Consider the following 2,428-nt stretch of genomic DNA (forward strand, 5'->3'; position numbering starts at 1 on the left):
CAGCGGGTACCAATCTTTCGGGGCTCTGTTGCTCGTCAGAATCAGGGGTTTGCCGGCGATCGCTCGATCGGAGACGAGGTCGTAGAGATCATCGGATTGGGTGGTGGTGTGCTCACGCATCGCGAAGTCGTCGATGATCAGCACATTTGGTCGGGTGTATTCGCGCATGCGTTGTCCGATGGTGCGATCGGCGTGCCCACCGGCGAGGTCGGCGAGCATGCGGGAACATTTGACGAATCGGATGTCGCCGCCGCGGCGGGCGACTTGATGACCGAGTGCCTGTGCGACATGGGTTTTCCCGACACCGACCGGTCCGTAGAGGATGACCGACTCGCCCGCGTCGAGCCACCGGAGAGCGGCGAGGTCGCGGAGCATCGCTGCGGGTAGTTTCGGGCTGACGGTGAAGTCGAAGTCTTCGAAGGTGTTGGCCTGCTCGAACTTCGCTCGGCGCACTCGTCGGGTCAGGGCGGCTGATTCGCGGCGGGCGATTTCGTCTTCGCAGAGCACCTGCAGGAATTCGAGGTGTCCGAGTTGACCGTCGCGGGTTTGAGCGAGCCTGGCGTCGAGGGTGTCGAGCATCCCGGTGAGTTTGAGGGTTTTCAGTGCGGTCCGCAGGGATGGGTCGTGGATGGTCATCGCGGTGTCCTTGGTGTCGAATGTGGTTGCAGTGCAGCAGATGTAGATGACGGCATGGTCATGCGCTCTGCGCGGTGTCGAACGCGCCGGGGCCGCGGAGCAGCGCCGGCGGCAGTGGTACGGAGGGTTGATCGTCGGGTCGGTCCCCGTGTTCGGTTCCCGCGACGAGCAGTCCTTTGATGGTGCGGTAGTGCACGTCATCGAGTTCGAGTGCCCGGCGGCAGGCGGCATCGAGACGGTCGTCGGGATATTTCTCGCGGAGTCGGATGATCGCCTGGATGGCGCGGAGTCGGTGGATGGCGTTGACCGAAGACAACTCCTCGATGACTTTCGTTGCACCCGAACCGATCTGCTCGGCTTGACTGCGACACCAGGTGACACTGCGCAAAGTATGCGCCACCTTGTGCGGTGGGTAGTGCTCGAAGTTCGTCGACCGCCCGGACAGATGCAGAACGTGAGTAGCGGCGACAGCGTCGTCGTGGAATACCTGGACGATGTCCCCGGCGGTGCGGACGGTGACCTTCTGCCCGAGCAAGCGCCACGGCACCGAGTAGAACGCCTTCCCGGCTTTGACGTGGCAGTCCGGTGCGACGGTGCCCACCGAATACTGCACGGTTTCGAACGGGCGCGCCGGAAGCGGGGCGAGGGCAGATTGTTCGACCGCCTCGAACATCGCCGAGGGTGTCACGCCGTCGAGTGAGCGGTGGCGGTGGTGCCCGTATACCTCTGTGGCCCAATACAATGCCGCGTTCTGCATCTGCTCGAGTGAGGTGAAGTCGCGGCCCGCCCAGAACGAGTCACGAATGTAGGGCATGGGCCGCTCCACGCGGGGTTTGTCCTTGGGTTTGCGGGCCCGGGCGGGGTCGATGAGGGTGCCGTAGAAGCTCGCCAGTTCTTGGTAGGCGGGGTTGATCATCGGGTCGTAGAGATCGGGTCGTTCGACACCGGTTTTGAGGTTGTCGCACACCAGCCGGGCGGGAACGCCGCCGAAGTACTCGAATGCTGCGACGTGGGAGGCGTTCCATGAGGTTTGGTCCATCCGGAAGACGGGTTGGACGAACATCTTCCGTGAGCACGCGAGGATCATGACGAACGCCCACACCGAGATGCGGCGGCCCAGGGCCGGGTCGAACCACATACCGAGTTTGCCGTAATCGATCTGCGCTTCACTGCCCGGTTCGACGCTCCCGCGTGGGACGGTGACCTTCTCTTCGAGCCGCTGCTGCGCGAATGTTGTTGCGATGTAGCGTCGTACGGTCGATTCGGAGACATCGACGTGGTGATCGTCGCGTAGCCGCTGCGCGATGGTAGCGACGGTGACCGGCACATCGAGTTGCGTGGTGATCCACTCGTGGTGCGGTGCGATGTGCTCCCACGTCAAGGCGCGGGCCGCGGGATCGGACAGTGCCGGGAACCAGCGGTCGATGCGTTCACGCCAGAGCTGTTCGTCGAACACCTCTTCCGGCGCCGGTTCGATACCGTCACGCACTGCCGGTTGGAGGTACTTGCGGATGGTTTTGCGGTCGATGCCCAGCGCCTGATGGATCTCGACTTGGGATCGGCCGGCGTTCCAGTGTCGGAACATCTCGATGAGATCGTTCACGGTGAATGACTTCCTTGCCACCTCAGGCCCCTTCCACGAGCCCTTGGTAGGACCCCGTGTCAGGAGCGAACCTGAGCAGCACCCGAACCCCGCACCGACACGCCCCAGGGTGGGGAATTACGTGACAGCGGGTGAGGAATTAGGTGACGGACAACCCCTCAAGCCTGGGGAATTACGTGACCGCTGACA

2 protein-coding genes are annotated in these 2,428 nt (G+C 63.3%); both read right to left on the minus strand.

The window, feature by feature from the left end; genetic code table 11:
• A partial coding sequence (locus ACIGGF_RS25285) for an ATP-binding protein (RefSeq protein ID WP_397523778.1) occupies nucleotides 1-636 on the minus strand: 636 nt, incomplete at its 3' end.
• 58 nt (nucleotides 637-694) lie between these two features.
• Complete coding sequence (istA, locus tag ACIGGF_RS25290; RefSeq protein ID WP_397523779.1) at nucleotides 695-2,239, minus strand: IS21 family transposase; 1,545 nt, start codon at nucleotides 2,237-2,239, stop codon at nucleotides 695-697.
• Between the last annotated feature and the right edge of the window lie 189 nt (nucleotides 2,240-2,428).

The sequence above is a fragment of the Rhodococcus sp. NPDC078407 genome, from assembly GCF_044542515.1.
Taxonomy (GTDB): Bacteria; Actinomycetota; Actinomycetes; order Mycobacteriales; family Mycobacteriaceae; genus Rhodococcoides.